This is a genomic window from Sorangiineae bacterium MSr11954 (assembly GCA_037157815.1).
In the GTDB taxonomy this organism is placed as follows: Bacteria; Myxococcota_A; Polyangia; order Polyangiales; family Polyangiaceae; genus Pendulispora; species Pendulispora albinea.
Window position 1 is genome coordinate 12,064,888 of the sequence record CP089984.1, and the last position, 23,040, is coordinate 12,087,927.

General features: G+C 67.4%; 25 protein-coding genes. 18 read left to right on the forward strand and 7 right to left on the reverse strand.

The window, feature by feature from the left end:
* The first annotated feature begins 182 nt into the window (after window positions 1-182).
* The 5 genes from LZC94_47755 (at window position 183) to LZC94_47775 (ending at window position 4,694) form a co-directional block, all read left to right on the forward strand.
* The gene (locus tag LZC94_47755) at window positions 183-953 is read left to right on the forward strand and encodes a hypothetical protein (protein WXB15506.1); all 771 of its coding nucleotides are present in this window, start codon (window positions 183-185) and stop codon (window positions 951-953) included.
* Window positions 954-1,001: 48 nt separating this feature from the next.
* On the forward strand, window positions 1,002-1,412 hold the full coding sequence (locus tag LZC94_47760; GenBank protein WXB15507.1) for a DUF2089 domain-containing protein: 411 nt from the start codon (window positions 1,002-1,004) through the stop codon (window positions 1,410-1,412).
* A gap of 63 nt (window positions 1,413-1,475) precedes the next feature.
* On the forward strand, window positions 1,476-2,264 hold the full coding sequence (locus LZC94_47765) for a polysaccharide deacetylase family protein (protein WXB15508.1): 789 nt from the start codon (window positions 1,476-1,478) through the stop codon (window positions 2,262-2,264).
* An 82-nt stretch (window positions 2,265-2,346) separates the two neighbouring features.
* Window positions 2,347-2,610, forward strand: coding sequence for a FeoA domain-containing protein (locus LZC94_47770; GenBank protein WXB15509.1), 264 nt, complete (start codon window positions 2,347-2,349; stop codon window positions 2,608-2,610).
* Window positions 2,607-4,694, forward strand: a complete 2,088-nt coding sequence (locus LZC94_47775; GenBank protein ID WXB15510.1) for a ferrous iron transporter B — start codon at window positions 2,607-2,609, stop codon at window positions 4,692-4,694. The genes LZC94_47770 and LZC94_47775 overlap by 4 nt, the downstream gene beginning before the upstream one ends.
* 4 nt (window positions 4,695-4,698) lie before the next feature.
* Here LZC94_47775 and LZC94_47780 read toward each other — a convergent pair whose 3' ends face one another.
* The 4 genes from LZC94_47780 to rplU all read right to left on the reverse strand — a co-directional run bounded on the left by LZC94_47780 (window position 4,699) and on the right by rplU (window position 7,459).
* Window positions 4,699-5,922 carry a hypothetical protein gene (locus tag LZC94_47780; GenBank protein WXB20383.1) on the reverse strand — a complete coding sequence of 408 codons (1,224 nt, stop codon included), beginning with the start codon at window positions 5,920-5,922 and terminating at the stop codon, window positions 4,699-4,701.
* A 91-nt stretch (window positions 5,923-6,013) separates the two neighbouring features.
* Window positions 6,014-6,859 carry an HAD hydrolase family protein gene (locus LZC94_47785; GenBank protein WXB15511.1) on the reverse strand — a complete coding sequence of 282 codons (846 nt, stop codon included), beginning with the start codon at window positions 6,857-6,859 and terminating at the stop codon, window positions 6,014-6,016.
* Window positions 6,856-7,137, reverse strand: coding sequence for a 50S ribosomal protein L27 (gene rpmA, locus LZC94_47790; protein ID WXB15512.1), 282 nt, complete (start codon window positions 7,135-7,137; stop codon window positions 6,856-6,858). The genes LZC94_47785 and rpmA overlap by 4 nt, the downstream gene beginning before the upstream one ends.
* A gap of 10 nt (window positions 7,138-7,147) precedes the next feature.
* Entirely contained in the window at window positions 7,148-7,459 is a 312-nt protein-coding gene (rplU, locus tag LZC94_47795) for a 50S ribosomal protein L21 (GenBank protein ID WXB15513.1), read from the reverse strand.
* A gap of 418 nt (window positions 7,460-7,877) precedes the next feature.
* Here rplU and LZC94_47800 point away from each other — a divergent pair, with 418 nt between their 5' ends.
* The 4 genes from LZC94_47800 to dapB all read left to right on the forward strand — a co-directional run bounded on the left by LZC94_47800 (window position 7,878) and on the right by dapB (window position 11,936).
* On the forward strand, window positions 7,878-8,513 hold the full coding sequence (locus LZC94_47800; protein ID WXB15514.1) for a carboxypeptidase-like regulatory domain-containing protein: 636 nt from the start codon (window positions 7,878-7,880) through the stop codon (window positions 8,511-8,513).
* Window positions 8,514-8,596: 83 nt separating this feature from the next.
* Window positions 8,597-10,219: a DUF1957 domain-containing protein gene (locus LZC94_47805; protein ID WXB15515.1), complete on the forward strand. Its 1,623-nt coding sequence runs from the start codon at window positions 8,597-8,599 to the stop codon at window positions 10,217-10,219.
* Window positions 10,220-10,247: 28 nt separating this feature from the next.
* Entirely contained in the window at window positions 10,248-11,150 is a 903-nt protein-coding gene (dapA, locus tag LZC94_47810) for a 4-hydroxy-tetrahydrodipicolinate synthase (protein WXB15516.1), read from the forward strand.
* 18 nt (window positions 11,151-11,168) lie between these two features.
* The gene (dapB, locus tag LZC94_47815) at window positions 11,169-11,936 is read left to right on the forward strand and encodes a 4-hydroxy-tetrahydrodipicolinate reductase (protein ID WXB15517.1); all 768 of its coding nucleotides are present in this window, start codon (window positions 11,169-11,171) and stop codon (window positions 11,934-11,936) included.
* A gap of 33 nt (window positions 11,937-11,969) precedes the next feature.
* Here the strand turns inward: dapB and LZC94_47820 are convergent, their stop codons facing one another.
* Together LZC94_47820 and LZC94_47825 are read right to left on the reverse strand one after the other, a co-directional pair.
* Window positions 11,970-13,052 carry a hypothetical protein gene (locus LZC94_47820; protein WXB15518.1) on the reverse strand — a complete coding sequence of 361 codons (1,083 nt, stop codon included), beginning with the start codon at window positions 13,050-13,052 and terminating at the stop codon, window positions 11,970-11,972.
* A 43-nt stretch (window positions 13,053-13,095) separates the two neighbouring features.
* Complete coding sequence (locus LZC94_47825) at window positions 13,096-14,355, reverse strand: hypothetical protein (protein WXB15519.1); 1,260 nt, start codon at window positions 14,353-14,355, stop codon at window positions 13,096-13,098.
* 84 nt (window positions 14,356-14,439) lie between these two features.
* Between LZC94_47825 and rsmD the strand changes: the two genes are divergently transcribed.
* The gene (gene rsmD / locus LZC94_47830; GenBank protein WXB15520.1) at window positions 14,440-15,045 is read left to right on the forward strand and encodes a 16S rRNA (guanine(966)-N(2))-methyltransferase RsmD; all 606 of its coding nucleotides are present in this window, start codon (window positions 14,440-14,442) and stop codon (window positions 15,043-15,045) included.
* 160 nt (window positions 15,046-15,205) lie between these two features.
* A complete protein-coding gene (locus LZC94_47835) occupies window positions 15,206-15,706 on the forward strand; it encodes an AgmX/PglI C-terminal domain-containing protein (protein WXB15521.1) in 501 nt (166 codons plus the stop codon).
* Window positions 15,707-15,725: 19 nt separating this feature from the next.
* Here LZC94_47835 and LZC94_47840 read toward each other — a convergent pair whose 3' ends face one another.
* Window positions 15,726-15,980 (reverse strand): hypothetical protein, encoded by a 255-nt coding sequence (locus LZC94_47840; GenBank protein WXB15522.1) that lies wholly within the window; start codon window positions 15,978-15,980, stop codon window positions 15,726-15,728.
* On the opposite strand from LZC94_47840, the gene LZC94_47845 reads away from it, so the two are divergent.
* From LZC94_47845 to LZC94_47875, 7 genes are all read left to right on the forward strand, one after another.
* Entirely contained in the window at window positions 15,973-17,016 is a 1,044-nt protein-coding gene (locus LZC94_47845) for a hypothetical protein (protein ID WXB15523.1), read from the forward strand. The two genes, LZC94_47840 and LZC94_47845, sit on opposite strands and share 8 nt — an antisense overlap.
* Window positions 17,017-17,030: 14 nt before the next feature.
* Window positions 17,031-17,837: a tRNA pseudouridine(38-40) synthase TruA gene (gene truA / locus LZC94_47850; GenBank protein WXB15524.1), complete on the forward strand. Its 807-nt coding sequence runs from the start codon at window positions 17,031-17,033 to the stop codon at window positions 17,835-17,837.
* Window positions 17,825-18,862, forward strand: a complete 1,038-nt coding sequence (locus tag LZC94_47855; protein ID WXB15525.1) for a GNAT family N-acetyltransferase — start codon at window positions 17,825-17,827, stop codon at window positions 18,860-18,862. Before truA ends, LZC94_47855 begins: the two co-directional genes overlap by 13 nt.
* Window positions 18,863-19,201: 339 nt before the next feature.
* Entirely contained in the window at window positions 19,202-20,536 is a 1,335-nt protein-coding gene (locus LZC94_47860; GenBank protein WXB15526.1) for a trypsin-like peptidase domain-containing protein, read from the forward strand.
* A gap of 70 nt (window positions 20,537-20,606) precedes the next feature.
* A complete protein-coding gene (locus tag LZC94_47865; GenBank protein WXB15527.1) occupies window positions 20,607-21,743 on the forward strand; it encodes a hypothetical protein in 1,137 nt (378 codons plus the stop codon).
* Window positions 21,740-22,723 carry an NAD-dependent epimerase/dehydratase family protein gene (locus LZC94_47870; GenBank protein WXB15528.1) on the forward strand — a complete coding sequence of 328 codons (984 nt, stop codon included), beginning with the start codon at window positions 21,740-21,742 and terminating at the stop codon, window positions 22,721-22,723. Before LZC94_47865 ends, LZC94_47870 begins: the two co-directional genes overlap by 4 nt.
* Before the next feature lie 71 nt (window positions 22,724-22,794).
* Window positions 22,795-23,019 (forward strand): DUF433 domain-containing protein, encoded by a 225-nt coding sequence (locus LZC94_47875; protein WXB15529.1) that lies wholly within the window; start codon window positions 22,795-22,797, stop codon window positions 23,017-23,019.
* Window positions 23,020-23,040: the final 21 nt, after the last annotated feature.

A 23,040-nucleotide genomic window follows, 5' to 3' on the forward strand; every position in this document is an offset into this window, starting at 1 on the left:
ATTTTATGAATACTTAGCTGCACTTTATGAAATGCGGGCCGACCCCCAATGGGATCGAGCCTTCTTTTGCCGTCCCGTGGCTTCGATCCGGCCAAGCGCCTGCGCAGGTGAAGGCGCGGCGCCGCGCTGCGGCTCGAAGCGGGGCGAAACCGCACTTGAACTGAGCTTTGGAGGTCTTAGCGATGATTGCACCCGAGGACAAAGAGGCTGCTCGTTCCACGCATTGTCCCCTCGTGCTCGAGGAGCACCCGTTGCTCCACATCGAGACGCAATTTGCGCAGCTCGACGTGGTCCCGAGCGCCCCAGGTGAAACACCGTTCATCGCGCTGGTCGGTGAACGAATCGAAGGGCTCGCGATCGCCATCGACCCTTCGGGCGGCATCACCCGGGTGCGCGTCCTTCATTCTTGGAAACCCGGCGATCCGGATCGCGACGGCGGGGGAAACGACGACGAGAACGGGTGGAACGCCGCGTTCTGGGAGAACGTTTTGAAGGCGACCTTCCACGCGCGGGTGATCGCGCACGTTCCGCCGTCGGTCCGCGCGAGGCTTCGCTCGGCGGCCGCGCGCGTGCACGTGGAGCGCCTCTCCGGGTGCGACCTTTCCATCGAGTCCCAGGCTGCCTCCATCTCGCTCGGCAACGTCTCGGGCAAGGTGCGCCTGGAGACGCGAGCGGGTCGCATCGATGGGCACGGGCTCGCCGGCTCCTTCGACGTGACCACCCACGCCGGTGTGATCCGACTCGGCGTTCGCGCGCTCGATCCGGGTACGCATCGCGTTCGCGGCTCGGACGCGGTGCGCGTCGAGCTCGCGCCGGGCATTCCGCTGCAGATCCATGCGCGCACGCCCATTGGCTCACCGCAGCTCGATTACCCGTCCGTGACCGGCGCCCCCATCGTTCTCGATGTGGAGGCGAAGCACGGGGAGATCCAGATCAGCCCCCCGTCACAGTGAACCAAGCAGGTGGGCTTGCATTAAGTGAATGTCGATGTTGATTTTGACATGGCTGAGAGCCATTTTCTCAAGGTGAGCCGACCTGCTCCTACCACCTGTCCCGTATGCTCCTCGCCGCTGCGGATCAGCCGGCTCGACTGCGAATCGTGCAAGACGGCCATCGAGGGCAACTTCGACGGCGGGCGTCTGGGCCGTCTGAGTCGGGAGCAGCGTGCGTTCGTGGAGGTGTTCCTCGAGTGCCGGGGGAAGATCAAAGATACGGAGCAGCGCTTGGGGATCTCGTACCCAACGGTGGTCTCGCGGCTCGATCACGTGGTGCAGGCGATGGGCGCGCCACACGACGTCGAGGCTCTCCCCGCGGCCGCCCGCATCGACGCGATCCTCGCGGCGCTCTCGCGCGGTGAGATCACGCCGGCCGAGGCCGCGGTGCAGTTGAAGGCCATGCGAGAGCGCACCTGACATTCTCGAACATGGCGGGGAGTTGGAGGGCGCCATCGCCCGGGTGAGGTAAGCTCTGGCCGGATGCCTCCGTTTCGGCTTCTTCTCTACGCCGCCAGCCTGTCCGCCGTGGTGCTCGCCGTGCGGGCCATGTTCATCGCGCCGCCGCCCATTTGGGTCGCGGTGGGCGCGGTGGTGCTTTACATGGCGTTGATTCTGCTCGGCGTCTTCGTTTTGAAATGGCGCGTCTTCGTGGACGCCGTCATCGAAGGGCCGCGCCATGCGCGCGGGGTCGCGCTCACCTTCGACGACGGCCCCGATCCCGTCTGGACGCCGCGCGCCCTGGACGCCCTCGACCGCGCCGGCGCGGTGGCGACCTTCTTCGTCATCGGCAAAAAAGCGGAGAAGCACCCCGAGCTCGTGCGCGAAATCGTCGCGCGCGGGCACACCATCGGGCTCCACTCGTACGCGCACGACCGCCTCTTTTCCCTGCGCGGCGAGCGCCGGGTGCGCGACGATCTCACGCGCGCGATCCACGTGCTCACCGCGATCACGGGGGAGGCCCCGGACCTGTTTCGCCCGCCCATTGGCCATACGAACCCCATCATCGCGCGCGTCGCCGAGGCGCTGGATTTGACCGTCATCGGATGGAGCATCAGCGGGCGCGACGGCGTGGGCCGCGCGCGCGCGCCCGACGTGGTGCGTCGGATCCGGCGCGGTTTGCGCGACGGCGCCATCGTGCTCCTTCACGACGCGGCCGAGCGCGGCGATCACGAGCCGGCCGGCGTGAAGGCGCTCCCGGACGTGCTGGCGGCGTTGGCCGACGCCCAGCTCCCCGTGGTCGCGCTGCAGGAGTTCGTTCCGAGCTCGTAGGGGAACACGCGCGCGGAGCCTTGCCGTGATAGGAGGTGGGGACTACCCTCTCCTTGTTGAAAACGGATTTCAACAATTCCCGATGAGCGCATCGTCTCCTCTTTTCCTCGGTGAAACCCAAGTGGGCCAGACCGTGCGCGTCCTCGCGCTCGAGCTCGAGCCCGACTTCGTGGAGTGGCTCCGGGCCGTGGGCATTCACGAGGGCGAGCGGGTCACCGTCTTGCGCCGCGCCCTGTTTGGCGGCCCCATTCATGTACGTACAGGGAGCGGCGGCGAGTTTGCGCTCAACCGCCAACTGGCGCGCTCCATTCGCGTCGCCCACCTCGAGCCGGAGGTCCGCGCGTGAGCGCTCCCCCGTCCCCCGAACCTTCGTTCGACGAGAAGACCATGGCCCGCGAGGAGCCTTCGTCGCGCGCGCCGAAGCTCTCTCGGCCCGAGCACGACGCGAGCTGCCACGGCCCCCAGGGCCGGGACGAGGTGCGCGAGGCCCGCGGCAAACCCCTGGTCGCGCTGGTGGGACGGCCCAACTCGGGCAAGTCGTCGCTCTACAACGCGGTGACCGGCGCGCGCGCGCACGTCGGAAATTTCCCTGGCATCACCGTCGACATCCTCGAGGCGGATCTCACGTTGCCCGGCGGCATCGACGTCTCGATGGCGGACCTGCCGGGCTTCTACACCTTGGAGTCGGTCATCGATCCCGCCACCGACGAGGGGATCGCGCGCCGGGTTCTGGATCGCGCGCTCGAGGAAGAGCGCCGCCTGCTGGTCGTTCAAGTCATCGACGCCACGCAGCTCGCGTTGGGCTTGCGCCTGACGCGCGAGCTCGCGGCGCGTCCCTTTCGCCTCTTGGTGGTCGTCTCGCAGTGCGACATCCTCGAAGGGCAAGGGCGCGCGCTCGACAAGGCTGCCCTTTCGGACTCCATTGGCGCACCGGTCCTCGCCGTCAGCGCGCGCGATCCGCAGACCTCGGCCAAGGTGCGCGAGGCGGCCGCCCGCGCGCTGGAGGCGAACGATCCCCTTCGCGAGAAGCCGGCCTGGGAGCCCGACGCCCTCGCCCGCAAGGTCGTCTCCGACGTGGCATCCGCCAGCGCCGCCGCCCGCCGGCGCCGCGAGCTCACGGCCCGCGCCGATCGGTGGCTCTTGCACCCGCTCTTGGGGCCCGTGCTCTTCCTCGGGCTGATGGCGCTGGTCTTCGCCGCGGTGTTTCTGGTGGCCGATCCCACGACCAACGCGCTCGACGCGGGCATTGGCGCGCTGGGCTCCCGCGTCTCGAAGCTGCTCGGCGGCGGGCTCCTCGGCTCGTTCGTGAGCGACGGTCTCCTCGGCGGCGCGGGGACGGTGCTGGCGTTCATGCCCCAGATCGTCATCTTGACGGTGGCGATGGAGCTGCTCGAGGCGAGCGGTTATCTGGCGCGCGGCGCGTTCTTGGTCGATCGGCTCTTGCGGCTGCTCGGCTTGAGCGGTCGCTCCTTCGTGCCGCTCCTCATGGGGCACGCGTGCGCCGTGCCGGCCATCTCGGCCACGCGCATCGTCCGCGATCCGCGCGAGCGGCTCACGACCATCCTCGTGCTCCCGCTCATGACGTGCTCGGCGCGCATTCCGACCTACGCGCTGGTCCTGACCACGTTCTTCCCGGCCGGCAACGCGCTCTTCAAAGCGTGCATTTTCGTGGGCCTCTACTTCGCCGGCATCCTCTCGGGGCTGGTGGCGTCGTTGGTGCTCCGGCGCACGGCGACCCGCGGCCGCACGTTGCCGCTGGTGCTGGAGATGCCCGCGTACCGCGCGCCGCAGCCGCGCGTGATCGCGCGCCAATCCATGAGCGCTGCGCTGCGTTTTCTTCGCGAGATTGGCACCAGCATTCTGGCCGCCTCCGCGATCTTGTGGGTCCTTTTGACGATCCCCGCGCCCGGCGCATCCTCGCGCATCGAGCCGCAAGACGCCGCGACATCGGCTGCGTCCTCCGCGTCGGCCTCGTCCTCCACCTCCACCGAGCCTGCGCGGACATTGGTGCTCGAGCGAAGCGTGGGCGCCATGGTGGGCCGGGCGCTCGAGCCGCTCACATCGCCGGTCGGCTTCGATTGGCGCATCAACGCGGGGCTCATTGGCTCGTTTGGCGCGCGGGAGCTCATGGTGAGCACCATGGGCATCATCTACGGGATCGAGGACGTGAGCGACGATCCCGCACCCTTGTCGACGCGCATGCGCACGACGAAGAAGCTCGACGGGAGCCCCGCGTACACCGTGCGCACCGGGCTGGCGCTCCTCGCGTTCTTCCTCTTTGCTTGCCAATGCATGAGCACAGTCGCGGCCATCCGCCGCGAGACGAAGAGCATCCGCTGGCCGGCGTTCGTTTTGGCTTACACGTATGCGATCGCCTACGCGGCCGCGCTGATCGTGTACCAGGTCAGCGGCTTTTTGGGCGTGGGGTAGCCGTCTAGGCGGCCGGCGGCGGGGGCGCCATGTAGAGCTCCCGAACGCCGGACGAATGGCCTTTGCTGTAGCTCATACAAAAGAGCACCAGGTGCCAAGGCAAGACGAGGATGGGCCAAATGATATGGGCCGTCACCAGGGCAATGCCGGTCTTCGCCAATAGCTCTTTGCGCATGCACGATGCGCAGGCGACTTTGGTGGTCCTTCGCCAATAGAGAAAGACGAACAGGAAGATGGCCAGCGAGACGTACTGGTACTTCTTGATGCTGGCAGAGCCCTGATTGCACTCCGGGCACGGTAAGAGATCGCTGCTCTCGTGGTGCCGATACGGGTGCCCTGCGTGGGGCTGCGCCTCGAGCGGCTGCGGGTAACCCGGTTGCGGTGCTTGCGGCTGCGCGTAGGGCGCGTAGCCCGGCTGCTGGCCATTTGGCGAATAGGCTTGCGGCTGCCCGTACCCCTGCTGGGCGTAGCCCGGATCCTGCGGATAGCCCTGCTGGGCGTAGCCCTGTTGGGCGAGGCCTTGATCCGGCGGATAGCCCTGCTGGGCGTAGCCCTGCTGGGCGAGGCCTTGGTCCTGCGGATACGGCTGCTGGGCGTAGCCCTGTTGCGCGTAGCCCTGCTGGGCGAGGCCTTGGTCCTGCGGATACGGCTGCTGGGCGTAGCCCTGTTGCGCGTAGCCCTGCTGGGCGTAGCCCTGTTGGGCGAGGCCTTGATCCTGCGGATACGGCTGCTGGGCGTAGCCCTGTTGGGCATAGCCCTGCTGGGCCGGATCCTGCGGATACGCCTGTTGCGCATAGCCCTGCTGGGCCGGATCCTGCGGATAGCCCTGCTGCGGATACGGCTGCTGGGCGTAGCCCTGTTGCGCATAGCCCTGCTGGGCCGGATCCTGCGGATAGCCCTGCTGCGGATACGGCTGCTGGGCGTAGCCCTGTTGGGCGAGGCCTTGATCCTGCGGATACGCCTGCTGGGCCGGATCCTGCGGATAGCCCTGTTGCGGATACGCCTGCTGCGCATAGCCCTGCTGCGCCGGCGGATATGCCTGCTGCTGCGCATAATCTTGCGGCTGCCCGTACTGCTGCGGATAGCCCTGCTGCTGCGCCTGCGGATATTGCCCGTACTGCGGCTGCGAGCCCTGCAAGTACGGCGGCGCGCCCGGGAGCTCGGGTTGGGCGTTCATGGCTACCGTGCCGGTGGGGGGCTGCTTCGGCCCGGGCGGATCGTTTGACATGCTTCAGCCTACTATACGTAAGGTTCAGGCGAATCCATAGGCCCGCCCGGCCGTACGATGTCCCCACACATGGGCCTCGCGCTCTCGAAAATCAAACGCGAACGCCGAATACTTCTTCGACGACGCGGGCCACGCCGCCGCCGTCCTCGCTCGTCTCGTGCAATATGTCCGTCGCGGCCGCTTTGACCTCGTCCGGAGCTTGGCCCATCGCAAACGATCGGCCCGCCTTTTCGAACATGGGCACGTCGTTCAGCCAATCGCCAATGCAAACCGTGTCCGAGAGCGGGATGCCGTGATGCTCGGCGATCCACTCGAGCGCAGAGCCCTTGTTGCCGCCCACGGCGCGGACGATGAGACCCCACGAGCCGAGGATGCGCCGGATGGGAAACATCGCCACCTGCGCGATGTCGCGCAGCTCCTCTTGGATGCTCGAGGCGGCGGTGGAAATCTGTTCGGCGCTGCCGATCGCGACCACCGCGGTCAAGCCCTCGCGCTCGGCCCAGACGGCGTGCTCGACGATGCGCGTGGACTTCTGCACGTCGCTCGACCAGGTCGCCACATAGCCGAGGAACGGATCGCCCGTTTCGTCGTAGACGATGGCGTCGCGCGCAAACACGAAGGTCGCCGGCGAGGTGCGCGCGAAGATGGCTCGAAGCATCTGCGCGTGATCGCCTTGAATGGCGTGATGCATCAGTGTCGTGTGCGTCGCCGCGCTCACGAGGTGGCTGCCATCGACGCAGCCAATCGGCCCGGAGAGACCCAAGCTGAGCACGCTGGCGCGTGTTCCCGAGTAGAGCCGCCCGGTGACGATGCTCACATGGGTTCCTTGCTCGACGAGCGCGCGCAATGCCTCGGCATCACGCGGATGCGGGTTGCCGTGCGCGTCGAGCAAGGTGCCGTCGAGGTCGACGGCGAGCAGCTTGGGGGAGGAGCTCACTCCTCGTTGACAGCAGCCGCGGCGGCGACCGGATAGACCGACACCTTGCGCTGCGTGTTGGTGCGGAACTCGTACTTCACCACGCCGTCCACGAGGGAGAAGAGCGTGTAGTCCTTGCCAACGCCGACGTTCTTGCCGGCTGCGATGCTCGTGCCGACCTGACGAACGAGGATGCTGCCCGCGGTGACCTTCTCGCCACCGTAGACCTTCGTGCCGCGGCGCTGCGAGTTGGAGTCGCGCCCGTTGCGCGTGCTGCCTGCGCCTTTTTTGTGTGCCATGGCGGTCTCCTCAGGTTCCTGTGATTCCGGTGATTTCCAATGCGGTGAACGGCTGGCGATGACCCGACTTGCGCCGGTAGTTCTTGCGACGGCGGAACTTGAAGATGATGATCTTCTTGGCCCGATCCTGCGCCGTAATCTTCGCCTCGACCGCAGCCCCCGCGATGAGCGGCTGGCCAACTTTGACCGACTCGCCACCGATGAGCAGCACTTCCCCGAACGTCACCTTGTCGCCAACGGCGCCCGGGAGTTTTTCGACGCGGAGCTTGTCGCCGGGTGCGACCTTGTATTGCTTACCGCCTGTCTTGATCACCGCATACATGCTGTAGCCCTCTTGGAAAGCCGACGATCCTGATTCCGCTCGGATAAAAACGCGAAGCTTGAAGTGCGTTGAAGCGAGCGAAACGGAGCGCGGCGGGGAGTTCGAAACCCCCGTCGAGAAGACGGGGCCCGATCTGAGAACGTGAGAGTCCCAGTAAGGGGACGCGGGAGTATACGGATAGCCGGCGCTTTGTAAAGCGCTCCCGCGCGAGGCCGAACCGAAAGGAAAAGGCCGCGCGAACGCCGAATCGAAGACCGGGCGCAGCCCTTGCTCTAGCGCAACCCACGAGCGGCCGTGGATGTTGGCGTATGCGGCCCCGCTCGGTTCGAAGCAGTTGGCTCGGCTCGGCCCTTACTTCCGCGGGAGCATGATGAAAGTTCAGCGTTTTTCACAACTTGTCGTTCTAGGAGCGGCCCTCTTGACCGCGATGGGAGCCGCCGGTTGGGGGTGCAGCGCGCCCGATCCAGGGGAGATCGGTGTTGGCCCGGGGGGAAAACGATCCGGAAACTTCGACGGAGGCGCGGGCAATCCAAACAACGGCGGCAATGGGAACGGAAACGGGAACGGCAATGGGGGAGGCGGTGGCGATGGTGGAGGTGGCGGGGGAGGCGGAGGCGGCGGAGACAATGCCTTCGCCGGCGCGCCCGCCTATCAAGCCGGGCAAACGGGGCAGCCCACGAACAACGCGGGCCACCCGAACGGCGGCAACCCGGTAGGCCTTGCTTGCCTCGACTGCCATGGGCCGCAAAACACGAAGAAGTTCAGCTTCGGCGGCACCGTCTACAAGACGAGCGGCGGCGCGCCCGTGGGGGCGGGTGTCGAAGTTCGGTTGCGAACGCCCAACGGGGACAGCCTCTCCGTCTACACCGACGCGACAGGGAATTTTTACGCGGAAACGGCCACATTTCCCGCGCTCCCTGCCGGTACGCAGGTCGGCGTGCGCGACGGTACGAACACCAAGCCGATGGTTGGAAAGCTCGTGGGGGCCGATGGCTCGTGCGCGAAGGCGAGCTGCCACCAGTCGCCTGGACAAGGGAAAATCTATCTTCAGTAAAAGTTGAGAAGAGAACATGACCGGGCGCGGCCGGGTCCGATGGCGAAGGTCGGGGGCATCGTGCTACTCGTCATCCAACCGCCATGCCGAACGGATACCTCGCGCTCATCCTGCACGCGCATCTGCCATTCGTCCGACATCCGGAGCATGCGCGGCACCTCGAAGAACGTTGGTTTTACGAAGCGCTGATCGAGTGCTACCTGCCGCTGCTCGACGCCTTCGACCGCATGGCCGACGATGGGGTGCCGTTCGCGCTCACCATGAGCGTCACGCCTCCATTGGCCGCGATGATGCGCGATCCGCTCCTCTGCGAGCGCTTCGAAGGCCATCTCTCGCGCCTGGAGGCGCTGACCGAACGCGAAATGAAACGGCTGTGGGGCGATGAGCGTTTCGCTCACGTGGCCACCTTTTACCGCGAAGAGCTCCGGCGCGTCCGCGGTGTTTGGGAGCGCCACCGGGGCGACGTCATCGGCGGCCTCGTTCGCCATTGGGACGCGGGGCGCATCGAGCTCATAACGTGCGCCGCCACCCATTGCTATTTGCCGGGCATGCTCCCCGCGCCGGAGGGCATCCGTCCGCAGATCGAGCTGGGGGTGCGCGGCTTCGAGCAGCTCGTGGGGCGCAAGCCGGTCGGGATGTGGCTGGCCGAGTGCGCCTACCACCCGAGCTTCGACGCGGAGATCGCCAAGGCCGGCATCCGATTCACCTTGGTCGACACCCACGGCGTCACCTTCGCGCGCCCGCGTCCGCCCTTCGGCGTGCACGCGCCCATCGTATCGCCCTCGGGCGTGGCGTTCTTCGCGCGCGACGCCGAGTCGAGCCGCCAAGTCTGGTCGCGCGAGGAAGGCTACCCGGGCGATCCGTATTATCGGGATTTTTATCGCGATATCGGCTTCGATCTCCCCGAGAGCGAATTGATGGGCGAGATTGGCGGCGATGGCGCGCGCCTGATGACCGGTATCAAGTACCACCGCATCACCGGCAAATCGGCGCACAAAGAGCCTTACGATCCTCGGATCGCGCGGCAGATTGCGTGGGAGCACGCGGGCAACTTCGTCTACAACCGCGGCCTGCAAATCCAGCATCTGTCGGCCCGCGTCCCGGCGCCCATCGTGGTCGCGCCCTACGACGCAGAGCTCTACGGCCACTGGTGGTACGAGGGGCCGCGCTTCCTCGAGTCGGTCTTTCGCCAGCTGCCGAACACGCGCGGCGAGGTGGAGGCCATCACCCTGCGCACCTACTTGGAGCGCCACCCCGTCTCGGTGGAGGCCACGCCGGCCGCGTCCTCGTGGGGCGCGGGAGGCTATGGGGAGGTCTGGGTCGGGCCCGAGGCCGCGTGGTCCTGGCGCCACGTGCACCACGCCACCCGCTATGTGAGCTGGCTGGTGCAGAACCACCGCGGCGCCACGGGGCCGCGGGGGCGGGCGCTCGATCAGACCATCCAAGAGCTCTTGCTGCTTCAGTCGAGCGACTGGAATTTCATCATCAAGACCGGAACCTCGCTCAAGTACGCGGAGTCGCGCATCCGCGTGCATGTGCATCGCCTAAGGCGCTTGGGGCACCTCGTGCAAACCGGCGTCATCGAAGGAGACGACCTGGCATGGCTGGAGGACGTCTCCTCGCGCGACAATTTCTTTCATCAACTCGAGAGCGCCACCCTAAGATCGCCATTCGACCAATCCGGCCAACTCGAGCAGGCCGAGTGACGGCGGGGGCAGAAGGATAGAAACGACGATGTCCACAATCGACCTTTCGGGCACGTACACCGCCCTCGTCACTCCTTTCCGTGACGACGGCGATCAGTCGATCGACTGGGAGGCATTCGACGCGCTCATCGAGTCGCAGATCGAAGGAGGCATCCGAGGCCTCGTCCCCTGCGGCACCACCGGTGAGAGCCCCACCCTTTCGCACCACGAGCACGAACAGGTCGTGGCCCGCACGGTCGAGCGCGCCCGCGGCCGCGCCCAGGTCATCGCCGGCATCGGCTCCAACTCGACCCGCGAGGCCATCGACCTCGCCCGCGCCGCCGAGCGCGCCGGCGTGGACGTGGTGATGGGCGTGGTGCCCTACTACAACAAGCCCACGCAAGAGGGCCTTCGCCAGCACTTCCTGGCCATCGCCAAATCCGTCTCGATCCCGCTGATGATCTACAACATCCCCGGCCGCACGGGGATCGATCTCTCGGCCGACACCCTCGTCCGGATCGTGGAGCAAGCCCCCAACGTCCTGGCGACCAAAGAAGCCACGGGCCACGTGCTTCGCACCCAGGAGCTCTCGCGCCGTTTGGGGGCGCGTCTGGCGATCCTGAGCGGCGACGACGCGCTCACCCTGCCCATGGTCGCCGTCGGCGCGCGCGGTGTCATCAGCGTGACCTCGAACCTCCTCCCGCGCGAGGTCGCCCGCGCGACCCAGCTGGCCCTCACCGGCTCCCTCTCCGAAGCCCGCGCCGCCCACTTGGCGCTGATGCCCGTGCACGAGGCGATGTTCCTCGAGGCGAACCCCGGCCCCGTGAAGGCCGCCCTCGCCGCGCGCGGCAAGATGAAGAACGTCGTACGCAGCCCCCTCGCCGCCGTGAGCGAAGCGACGCGCGCCGCGGTGGTCGGCGCCGTCGATACGTATCTTCGTGGGCAGTCGTAGATCGTATTTGGTGAGGCGATGATGAGCGAAGATACGCGGGATGGCGCGGCCTCACGCACGCGCGTGGCCATCGTGGGATCGGCCGGAAAAATGGGCCAGGCGTTGATCCGCCTCGTCAAAGAGGACGCGGAGCTCGAGCTGGTCGCCGTCCTCGATCAAGGCGATCCGATGAGCGCCCTCGGCGCTTATCCTGGCGCCGTGGCGATCGATTTCTCGACGCCCGCGGGGACGCTCGCCCTGGCCGAAACGGCGCCCGGCGCCGGCGTGGCCATCGTGAGTGGAACCACGGGGCTGGACGATGCAGCCGTGCGCGCGCTCGAGGCGGCGAGCCGGATCGTGCCCGTGTTCACCGCCTCGAACATGAGCGTCGGCGTGCACGTGCTGGGCGTCTTGATCGAGCGCGCCATCGCGATGCTCGGCCCCGACTTCGATCTCGAGCTCATCGAGGCGCACCACCGTCGCAAGGTCGACGCCCCGAGCGGCACGGCGTTGACCCTCGCCGCGATCGCGCAGTCGGCGCGCGGCGGCGATCCGCGGCTGGTTCACGGCCGCCATCCGGACGTGCGCGCGGCGCGGGGCCGCGACGAGGTGGGCATTCACGCGGTGCGGGGCGGCGACGTCATCGGCGATCATACGTTGCTGCTGCTCGGCGACGGGGAGCGGCTCGAGCTGACGCATCGGGCGACGAACCGCGATCTGTTCGCGCGCGGGGCGCTCCGCGCGGCGCGGTGGGTCGCGGGGCGCGGAGCGGGGCGGTATGGGATGCGGGATTTGGTCGGGGAATAGGAGAGGGCCGGCCCTTGGGGTCGGCCCCCGCTCCTAAAACGCGAGCTTGAAATCCACCCCGCCGCCCTTGGGCCCCACCCGCGGCGCGACATCCCAAGCCCGCGCCCGCGGCGCAGCAGCCGTCGTGCGCGGCGACTCCCGGTGCCGATCCGTCAACAACAACACGACGCCCGTTCCCACGAGAACGACGCCCGCGCCCGCGCCGATGAATGTCAACAACCGCGCGGACTTCGCATCTTCGTAACGAGTGCACGCGTCGGTGCGGTCCGGGCTGCAGAAGTCGCGGGGTGCGCCCGGCTTGTCCGCATCGTCTTTGTTGTCGGATTGAAGCGAAAGAAACCGCGCGCCCTCGATGGCGCCAAAAACGCCCGCGCCAACGCCCAGGCCAATTGCCGTCCAGCCCAAAACGGTGCGCGCCGAGACGCCGTGGGATTCGGTGACGGCCTTCGGCTCTTCCACCTTCTCCTTGATGACCGGGGGCGGGGGTTTGACGGGCGGCGGGGCCGGCGGCTTCTCACCGAGGAGCTTCTCCAAGAATCGATCCGCCACGGCCTGCAGCTTCGGATTTTTGGGATCGCCCACGTTGTCCGGATAGCTCTCCGTGGCCACGATTTCGCGTTGTCCGCGGATCCACAGGTGCAGCTCGGCGGTGATTTCGTGGGCTCCGCTCTTGTTGATCCAGCCGTACATGACGCGATCGGCTTTGAACTCGTCGCCCATGCGCTGGGTGCACTCCGCGTCGGGGCGCTGCGGGCACTTGAGCGCGGCGGTCACCATCGACAACGACGTGGTCACGCTGCCCAGCTGCCAGCTCGACGTTGCCCGAACGCGTGCGCGAAGGGCTTGCGTGAGCGGCTCGACTTGATCGTCGGCGTTGTCCGAGTCGAGACCGAGCACGTGCACCGTGCGCTGGGCCGCGGGCGCGAGGGTCGTCGTTGTCGGGGTCGGCGACGCCGTGGTTGGCGCGGGCGACGGTGGGGGAGCCGTCCGGGGGACGGGGGCGGGTTGCGTGGCCGCGGGCCCCAATGGGGTCGGCGCCGATTGCGCCGAGGCGCCGCCGGTGAGGGAGAGGCCGAACAACAGAGCGAGGGGGGCGAGGGAGCGGGTGGCTTTCAAGGCGCCTTACTTTGCGTGCGTTTGGGGGAGGGTCAAAGCAGCATCAGAAAACGACGTGGACATCGAAGCCGGAAGCATGAGGCCCAACATAAGGCATCACGCGTACGCTCGACCCGGTGGTCGTGCGTCCCTTCCAGCTCCGCTCATCGCGAATTTCCTTTTTCGCGGAAGTGTCCGTGAGAAGCAAGTAAGTCCCCACCCCCAAGCTCGCGAGGGCCACGCCCCCGCTGATAAGACCAAGTAATGATGCGGTTTTTGCCGCGTCGTAGTTGTCGCAGATCGTCCTGGCTGCGTCGGCGCCCGACGTGTTCCAGGACGCCGGCTCCCCGCGGCCCGCTTGGCAGATGGCTTCGCGGCTGGGCATGCCGTTCTCGCCTTGATGGCTCTTTCGGAAGTCGTCGGTGTCGGACTTCAGCTTGAAGAAGTGAATGCCTTCGTAGATGCCGAAGCCTCCCGCCACCGCCCCCAGTCCGATGAGCCCCCATCCTACGATGGAGCGCGTGCGGCTTCCGCCCGCTTCGCCGCGGAGGTCGGCCTCGGAGGAGGAGCCGAGGGGCAGGTTCAAGACGCCATCGGCGCCGGGGGTCACCGTGATTTCCCTTCGGGTGAGCACCGTTTCGTTGTCCGACGAGCGCACCTCGATGATGTGACGGCCGGCGGGGAGCTCGAGCAGCGCACGGCCTTTGGTCAAGCGGCCTTTGGGGGCGTCGTCGATCCAGATTTCGTCGCGGCCCTCGCCTGCGTGCACCGTGATCATGGCGGTCTGCGGCGCGTTGCCGGTGAGGCGATCGATGATGCGCGCGGCCATGCGGCGCAGGTAATCGTCGTTTTGATCTTTCAGGTTGTCGCTGAAGACCTCTTTCACGGAGGCGTCGGGCTTGCCTCGCACATAGAGGTGCACCTCGGCGGACAGCTGGCCGCGGCCGGCCTTTGCGATGTGCCCGTAGATGAAGCGATCGGTCTTGAGCTGGTCGCCGATCTTCTGCAGGCACGGCCCGTCGGGGCGCGGCGGACAGCGCAGGGCGGCGAGGAACATGCTGAGCGAGGGGGAGCCGTCGGCGATGGGCCACGATAGCTTTTCCCGGGCGCGCGATCGCAGGGCTACGCTCAATGCCTCGGCCTGCTCGTCCGCGTCTTCGGTCTCGAGCGAGAGAACATGGAGGGTCGGGCCCGACGCAGCGCCCGCCGTGCCGGTTGGACGCGTGGTTTGCGCGCGGGCCTCCCTCGGGGTCGTCGCGACGCAGAAAAACGAAACAATGCCTACGATGATGGTCGCGAGAAGCCGCACTTCGACTAGACGCATGGAGCGGAGGTTATACCGTGTTTCTGGTTTCGTTTCTGTTTTCGCGAGAGGCGAAATAAGGGCATGCGCATCACCGGAGGGAGCTTGCGTTCGAGACCGTTGCGCGCGCCCAAGGGGGACCGCACCCGCCCCACCTCGGACCGTGTCCGAGAGGCACTCTTTTCGATCCTCGTCGCCCGCATCGGACGAACGGACGATGGTGAGCTGCCGTTTTCCGGCGATCGCGTGCTCGATCTTTATGCGGGGACGGGGTCGCTCGGGCTCGAAGCGCTCTCTCGCGGCGCGGCCCACGCCACATTCGTGGAAGAGGGACGTGACGCGCTCGTCGCGCTTCGGGGAAATATTGTGGAGCTTGGTGTTGCCAAGACGACCACCGTCCTGGCCATGTCCGTCGAGCGCGCCACCCGCACCCGCACCTTGGGGCGGATATCCAAAGAGGAGCAGCTGACCTTGGTCTTCGCCGATCCGCCTTACAAGCTGGTGAAAGGTGGGGAGTTGGCGCGTGCCTTGGGGCCCATCGTGGAGTCGGACGCATTGGCGCCGGACGCGACCGTGGTCATCGAGCACGCGAGCGGGGATGCTGCGCCCGATGTGAGCGGTCTCAGCTTGGAGGAATCACGACGTTACGGTGACACGACGGTGAGCCTGTACCTCTACCGGAGCAGAAACCGACATGTTGTATCCCCTTGACGCGTAGAGCATGTATATTCGCCCCGCGGCGTCCTGCCGTGTGAGCCTACGGTCGATGAGCGCAAGCACTCCTCCGCCGCCTCCCACCAATGGGAACGGCAAGTATATAGCTTTAGGACTTCTGTTCTTATTCGGGATTGTTGGACTCTTCGTTTGGAAGATGGTCCTCGACAAGCCCGTCGAGCAACCGGCGAAGGTCACGCCTTCGGCAGCTGGCTCTGCGCCCCCCGCGCCCAGCTTCAACCACGCCCAGCTCGATGAGGTACCCCCTCCGCCGCCCCCCGAGCCCGATGCCGGGCCGGTGAAAAGCACGCGGGTCGCGTCCAGCTCGGGCACCGCAGGTTGCGAGCCCAAGGTTTGCGCCGGTGCGGTCACGTCGGAGCTCGAGACTGCCCTCGCCTTCCGCGCCAAGCAAGCGCATCGCTGCTACGACCAGGCGCTGACGCAGGACAATACGCTCCAGGGCAAGGTGCAGATCAGCGTGCGCATCGCCCCCAGCGGCAATGTGTGCAATGTGGGTGTTGCCTCCAACGATATGGGCACCCCCGTCGTGGCGCAGTGCGTGGCCGGCTACTTCAAGCAAGCAGCGCATTTTCCCTCGCCCAAGGGTGGCTGCCTCGACACGGTCGTCCCCATCTCCTTCGTGCCCGGCGGTCGTTGACCCGCCGCCCGCTCAGCTCCTAAGAGACGGCCATGAACGACGAGGAGCAAAAGAAGCGCCGGACCGCCGCGCCTCCCTCCCGTCGCTTCGGCTTCGCCAGCCCGGCCAGCTCGCCCAGTTCTTCGAGCTCGGCCAGTTCTTCCAGCTCGCCGAGCTCGTCTGGAACCCCCAGTTCGTCGGGCGCTCCCAGCTCATCCGGCGCGCCGAGCTCCGCGCTGCGCTCGGCCCTCTCGCTTCCGTCGTCGCCCCCTCGAAGCTCGGGCGTGATGCGCACAGCCCGTGCGCCGCAGCTGTCCACCGCCTTTCGCCTCTCGGGCATCGACTTCGATCTCATGGGCGCCACCCGGCGCATCATCGAGGGATCGCTGGGCGTCGTTCCGGGTGAGCGCGTGCTCATCATGGTGGACCGCGCGCGGCGCGATGTCGGTATTTCTTTGGCCGATGCGGCGCGGAATACGGGGGCGCAGGCCGTCATCTTCTCGCTCGAGGAGTACGGCGAGCGGCCCATGCGGCATCTTCCTCCCTCGCTCGAGGAGGCGCTCTCCGAGGCGCAAGCGAGCATCCTGCTCGCCGGCTTCGACGACGGCGAAATGGCCATGCGCTACGAGCTGCTCACCCTCGTCCGCCAGCTCAATCTGCGGCACGCGCACATGCTCGGCATCACCCGCCGCTCGATGATCGGCGGCTTCACCGTCGACCCTTCGCGCATCCTCGACGCCACGCGCGGGCTCCGCATGCGCCTGCGCCCCGACTCGGTGCTCCGCGTGCGAAGCGCGGCGGGGACGGATCTCGAGGTGCGTTGCTCGCCGGCGCATCGGTGGGCCGAGCACGTCGGGGTCATTCGTCCGGGCAGGTGGGAGCATCTTCCTTCCGGGGGCCTCGTCACCAGCCCGACATCCATCCAAGGCGTGTATGTGGCCGATGCCAGCGTGGGCACCGAGCTGGGCGCGTCGTTGGGATCGCTCGAGCGGAGCGCGGTGCGCTTCGAGATCGAGCAAGGTGTGTGTCGCGCGGTGCGCGGCGGCGATCGCTCGCTCGATCGGCACCTCATGGACTTCATGCGGCGCGAACCGAGCCTCGATCGCGTGGGGCTCGTGATTTTCGGCGCCAACATCGGCATTCATGCGGCCACGGGGGAGGTGTCCTCGGATCAGAACCTGCCGGGCATCCACCTTGGCTTCGGCGCGACCTACCCGGAGCAAACGGGGGCCGTGTGGAATGCGCGCACGCAGATCACGGTCACGTCGAGCACGTCGGATGTCGACCTCGACGGCGTGCCGGTCGTCCGCTCGGGGCGCCTTCTTCTATAAGCCGATGTCTTCCCATGTCCGAGATTGAACCCCGAGGGGTGCTGCTGCAGGTCGCCTACGACGGGACGAATTTTCGAGGGTGGGCAACGCAAAAAGGGGAGCGCACCGTCGAAGAGACGCTGAAGGGCGCGATTTCGGCCGTCGATGCCCGCGCCAGCGCGCCCCGTGGAACCAGCCGCACCGACGCCGGCGTGCACGCCGAAGCCCAAATGGTCGCGTTCGATGCGAAGCTGCCGCTGCCCCCGCGCGGGTGGGTGCTCGCCATCAACCAGCACCTGCCCGACGATGTGTGCGTGCGTGCGGCGAGGCTCGTCCCAACGGGGTACGCGCCGCGGTTCTCGGCCAAATTGAAGCGGTATCGGTATCGGCTTCTGCTCGATCGCATCCGGGATCCGCTGGTCATGCATCGCGCATGGCGCATCGGGTTCGAGCTCGACATCGAAAAAATGCGGCGCGAAGCCGCCGTCATCGTCGGCACCCACGATTTTGCCGCGTTTCGCTCCGCTTCCGACGAGCGCAAGGAGACGGTGCGCACGGTATCCCGCGCGATCCTCGAGCCGACCGATGACATTCACGCGCGCGGTCGTATCCTCAGTATCGTGGTCGAGGGGAACGCGTTCATGCACAATATGGTGCGGATTCTGGTCGGCACCTTGGTGGACATCGCGCGCGGCCGACTGCCCGAGGGCTCCATGGCGCGCGCGCTCGAAGGCCGCGAACGCCGCCTCGCCGGCGCCACGGCACCCGGGCATGGCTTGACCCTCGAGGCCACCGAGCTTCTTCTCCCCGAGGAGGGCGTATCGGAGCCATGGCCGCAGTAACCGTCCGCGAGCGCATCGTCGTACGCGCGCCTTCGCCGGGGGAGGGGACGCAGATTGCATCCTTGTGGCGCGAGCTCTGGGAGGCGCACGAGCGCTGGGGCGGATACCCCGGCACCCGCGACGACCGCGTCTACGCGCGGCTCGCGTCGCGCCTCGATGAAGACGCGCGCGTGCGCGGCGGGCAGCCGGTGCTCGGGCGGCACATTCACTTGATCGCCGCCATCCACGGGCAAGTGTGCGGGCAGGTCGAAGGGTGGTTCGAGCGCCATGGGGCCGAGCCTCGAACCCCGTTCACGTGCGAGGTGCGCTCGCTCATCGTGCACCCCCGGGCGCGCGTCCTGGGCGTGGGGCGCGCGCTGCTCACCAACTTGGCACGAACGGCGAGCGATCTCGCGCGCGGAGCCCCCACGGTGCTGGCCGCCGAGGTGCTGGAGCCGAACCCCGCGCACAGCTTCTACCAGCGGCTCGGCTATCACCCCGTGGCGTGGAGCACGCGCATGGTCGTTTCGCACGAGCCGCGCGTTCGCTCGGGCGAGTTCGTCGCGCGCCCCGCGGAGCCCCAAGACGCCCTGGCGCTGGCCGTGCTCGAGTCGATGCTCGCCGCCCGCCGTCGCGCGGCCCACGACGAGCGCTTCGACCGCCCGCGCGCCATCGACGCGACCTTGGTGGGCGCCATCGCCGCGCACCTCGGCCGCCGCCATCGCGACGTGAGCGAGCCGCACGAGCTGGTCACCGTCGACGCGCGCGGCGACGTGCGCGCCGCGGCCAGCTTGGTGATCTCGCCGCTCGACCCTCCCTTTGCGCGGACGCGGCGCACCATCCTGGGTCGCTTCGCCATCGATCCCGCGCGCGAGCCGCTCCCGGTCCTGGCCCCGCTCATCGCGCTCGCGTGCCGTTACGCCATCGCGGCGGAGGCGCCCACCATGGAGCTCACGGATCTGACGTTCCCCGGCACGGCCCTCTACGATGCCACCGTCACCCTGGGCGCCGATCCTTGGTCGCGCATCGTCACGCGCATGGCGTGAGCGCCGTTCGTGCGATGAGCGTAGAAACGTGAACCGCGCGAAAAGCGCGAGCGCGGCGACGAACGCGAGCGTTTCCGCGGCCGAACGAGGCCCCGGCCGTCCAGGGATTTGGGAAATCGAGCCAAGCGTGGCACTATTTTTCGCCACGTTCACCCCATCCCATCCGCGCCGTGCGCGGATCCGCAGCTTGGAGTTTCGAAGATGCGACCTCTACCCGTCGTTAGTGCCGTCCTTGGTGCCGTTTTTTCGTGCCTCGCGTTCGCTGCGCCCTCGTCTGCGCAAACGGCAACCCCCGGAACCGCCGCGCGCCCGGTCGCTGCCACGCAACCCGCCGGCGCCGTGAGGCCCGCAGCCACGGTCGCAGCGCAAACGCCGAGCCCCGCGCAGCTCCAAGCGTCGCAGGCGGAGGCGCGGCGATTGTCCGACGCCTTCGTCAATGTGGCGGAGCGGGTGAGCCCGAGCGTGGTGCAAATCGACGTGACCTCGCGCGATGAGAACGCCGACCAAGTTTTGCGCTGGCTCGGCCGCGGCGGGGGCGACTCGCCGGTGGCGCGCGGCATGGGCTCGGGCGTGGTGTTCACGCCCGACGGCGCGATCCTCACGAACAACCACGTGGTGGACGAGGCGCTCACCATCAACGTGCACCTCCGCGACGGGCGCTTTCTGCCCGCGCGCCTGGTGGGCCGCGATCCCGAGACGGACCTGGCGGTGGTCAAGGTCGACGCGCAAGGGCTGGTCGCCGCCAAGTTCGCCGATAGCGACACGATGCGGGTGGGCGAGTGGGTGGTGGCCATCGGCTCGCCGTTCGGCCTCGGCTACACGGTGACCACCGGGGTGCTGAGCGCCAAGGGGCGCGGCGGCATCGGGATGAATTTGATCGAGGACTACTTGCAGACCGACGCCAGCATCAACCCCGGAAACTCCGGTGGCCCGCTCTGCGATCTGGAGGGGCGCGTGGTGGGCATCAACACCATGATCGTGGGCCGCGGCAGCGGCATCGGCTTCGCGGTCCCCTCGAACATGGCGCGCCGCGCGGCCGAGCAGATCCTCAAGAGCGGCCGGGTCGAGCGCGCGTGGATCGGCGTGGGCGCGCAAGACCTCACGCCCGAGCTGGCGGCCATGATCAAGGTGGATCCGCGCGCCGGCGCGCTCATCAACGGCGTGCAGGACAATTCGCCCGCGAAACGCGCGCAGATCAAGCCGGGCGACGTGATCGCGGCCGTGGCCGCGCGTCCCGTCCACGATTCGCACGATCTGACGCGCGAGATCCTCGCCCACGACGTGGGGCAGACGTTGGAGCTCGAGGTCCTCCGCGAGGGAAAGCGTTATGGAACCAAGGTGACATTGGCGGCGCGTCCGGGCCGGCCGGTTCCGCCCGTTCCGGTGCAGCAGCAGGGCGTTCCGCAGCCCGGTCTGGGGCTCACGGTGCGCGATCTCACGGCGCAGCAGGCGGCCCAAGCCGGGTTGCCGGCCAAGCCGCTGCCGCTCATCACCGGCATTTCGCCCGGATCGGCGGCCGATCGCGCCGGGCTCAAAACGGGTGACGTGATCATCGAGGTGGATGGGACGTCCGAGCCCACGTCCACCCAAGTGCAGCAAGCGGCGGCCGACGGGCAGCTGCTGCTCCGCGTCCAGCGCCGCGAGTCTGCGTTTTATGCGGCGCTGCGCAAGTAGCGCGGCACGTCGAGCCGGAATAAAGCAGAGAGATTGACGGTGGCGCTGCCGCGCGGTACCGGTTTGCCGCATGATCGAAGTCCGGCAAATCGAGGCAGGCGGTAATCTTCGGGATTTTCTCAATGTGGTCGATTCCATCTACGCGAGCGATCCCCACTACGTCCGCCCGCTGAACATGGACATCAAGGATCGCCTCGATCCCAAGAAGAACCCCTTCTTCGAGCACGGCGACGCGGTGGCCTTCACCGCGCATCGCCACGGCGAGTGCGTCGGCCGCATCAGCGCCAGCATCGATCGCGAGCACCTCGATCGCCACAAGGACGACGCGGGCTTCTTCGGCTTCTTCGACACCATCGACGATCCCGAGGTGGCCGCCGCGCTGATCGCGCGCGCCGAATCGTGGCTCAGGGCGCGCGGGATGAAGCGCGCACGCGGGCCCTTTTCGCTGGGCATCAACGAGGAGACGGGCTGCCTGGTGAACGGGTTCGATTCCCCGCCGGTCTTCCTGTGCCCGCACCACCGGCCGTACCAAGGTGGGCTGATTGAGAAGTCCGGCTACGCCAAGGTGAAAGACCTCTTCGGCTGGAAGTACATGGTGGGCGAGCTGGGGCCGCGCGTGAAGAAGGCGCACCAGGAGATCGCGAGCCTGCCGGAGGTCACCTGCCGGCCCACGTCGCTCAAGCACGTGGAGCGCGACGTGAGCCTCATCGTCGACGTCTTCAACGACGCGTGGTCGGACAACTGGGGCTTCGTTCCCTCCACGCGCTCGGAGGTGCGGAAGATGGCGGCCGATTTCAAGTTGATCCTCGAGCCGCAGATCACGCGCATCGCCTTCATCGACGGGGAGGCGGCGGCCGTGGCGGTGGCGCTCCCCAACATCAACGAGATGATCGGCGATCTGCGCGGCCGGCTCGCGCCGTTCGGGCTGCCGAAGCTCCTGTACCGGCTCAAGGTGCAAGGCCCGCGCAGCGCGCGGCTCATCATCCTGGGCATCCGCCGAAAGTACCGGCATGTGCGCAAATACGCGGCGCTCTCGGCCTATCTCTACGGCGAGCTCGCCATGTCGGGAAAGCGCATCGGCATCGAGTGGGGGGAGCTCGGGTGGACGCTCGAGGACAATGGCGCCGTCAACGCCGGGATCAAGTTGATGGGCGGAAAGCACTACAAGACGTACCGTATTTACGAAAAGAGCCTGAGCACACCATGAACGTACTCATTACGGGGGCCAGCGGTTTTCTCGGCAGCCATGTGGCGGAGCAGCTCTCGCTCGGGGGCCACTCCGTGCGCGCGCTGGTCCGGCGCACGTCGAACCGAAAGTTCCTCGAGTCGCTCTCCAACGTGGAGCTCGTGTACGGCGCCGTGGAGGAGGCCGACAAGGTGGAGGCCGCCGCCGACGGCGTCGATGCGATCGTGCACGCGGCGGGCATCGTCAAGGCGCGCAATCGGGAGGAGTTTCACGCCATCAACGTGGGCGGCACCCAGAACGTGATCGCGGCCGCGAAGAAGCAAGCGGGGAAGATCCGCCGCGTCGTCTACGTCTCGAGCTTGGAGGCGTGCGGCCCCTCGGTGAACGGCGATCCCATCGACGCCGACCAGCAAAACCCGATCACCGCGTATGGCCGCTCCAAGCTGGAGGCCGAACGAGCGATTCAAGCCGTCAAAGACGAGCTCCCCGTCGTCACCCTGCGCCCCACGGGCATCTACGGCCCGCGCGACGTCGAAATCTTCGAGGTCTTCAAGGCCGTGCAGCGCCGGGTGCTGCCCATCACGGGCGACGGCAGCGCCAAGGTCACCTTCACGTACGCGACCGACTGCGCCAAGGCCATCATCCGCGCCATCGAGGCGGACATCCCCAGCGGCCGGAGCTACTTCATCACCGACGGCAAGATCTACGTGCAGCGCGAGGCGATGGAAGAGGTCGAACGCGCCATCGGCAAGCGCGCCATCATCCGCAAAGGCCTCCCCCTCGGCGTCATCAGCGCCGTGGCCCTCGGCGTCGAAACCTACGGGAAGTTCGCCAACAAAGCCGTGATGCTCACGCGCGAAAAGGCGAACATGCTGGCGCAGCCTTACTGGGTCTGCAGCACCGACAACGCCATGGCCGACTTGGGCTGGAAGCCCGAGGTCGACTGGGCCGAGGGCACCCGGCGCACCGTCAAGTGGTACCGCGAAAACGGCTGGCTATGATGGCTGGGGGCCGCGCGCTCGACGTCGCGGCCCCATGCGGTAAAATCCGTCGAGGTGCCGAGGAGTGACGTATGAGCCACCTTGACCGCATCACGTCCGATCCCACTCGAATGAACGGACAGCCCTGCGTACGCGACCTTCGTTTGGCCGTCGAACGCGTCCTCGAAGCACTCGCCATCTATCCGGACCGCGCGGAGCTTCTGCGTGAATATCCCGAGCTCGACGACGAGGACATCCGTCAGGTGCTCGCGTACGCCGCCGCATCGGTCGACGACAAGGTCCTCGCGCTGGCGTAACCGGTGGTCGCGGTCGACGAG